This window comes from Haloferax sp. Atlit-6N, from assembly GCF_003383195.1.
GTDB classification, from domain to species: Archaea; Halobacteriota; Halobacteria; order Halobacteriales; family Haloferacaceae; genus Haloferax; species Haloferax gibbonsii.
The window spans coordinates 1-545 of sequence record NZ_QEQJ01000150.1 but is presented as its reverse complement, the minus strand read 5'-3'; the positions used below and the strand labels follow the sequence as shown (position 1 = coordinate 545).

At 64.8% G+C, this 545-nt stretch carries 2 protein-coding genes; both read right to left on the bottom strand.

Annotated features, from left to right (window positions below):
• Positions 1-185 (bottom strand): ATP-binding cassette domain-containing protein (locus DEQ92_RS21670; RefSeq protein ID WP_147299563.1); only part of this gene is annotated, 185 nt, incomplete at its 3' end.
• Positions 182-545 (bottom strand): amino acid ABC transporter permease (locus DEQ92_RS21665; protein WP_115821769.1); only part of this gene is annotated, 364 nt, incomplete at its 5' end. The genes DEQ92_RS21670 and DEQ92_RS21665, both read right to left, overlap by 4 nt.

The following is a 545-nucleotide window of genomic DNA, read 5'->3' as shown; positions in this document are numbered from 1 at the left end:
CCAGCCTGGATCTCTTCGAGGCGGTTCGCACAGCGCAACAGCGTCGACTTCCCGGACCCCGAGGGGCCGACGACGACGCACACTTCGCCGTCCTCGATGTCGAGTGAGACCTCCTTGAGGACGTGCGTCTCGCCGAAGTACTTGTCCACGTGGTCGAACTCCAGGAGGGCGTGGTCCGCAGTCATTGGGACTCACCCCCCCAGTCCGAACGGGCTTCGAGGTACTCGACGAGGCGACCCATCGGAATCGTGATCGACAGGTACGCGATCGCGACCAACACGAGCGGCGTCCACGGGTCGAACGTGGCGCTGTTGACGTCGCGGAACTGTTGGATGAGTTCGGGAATCGCGATAACCGTCAAAAGCGAGGTGTCCTTCACGAGGATGATCTGGTCGTTGCCGACCGCCGCCAGCGCGTTGCGCCACGCCTGTGGGATGACGACTTCGCGCATCGCCTGCACGTATCCCATCCCGAGCGAACGCGCGGCCTCCATCTGTCCGTCTGGCACCGCACCGATCCCGCTGCGGACCGCCTCGCCGACGTAC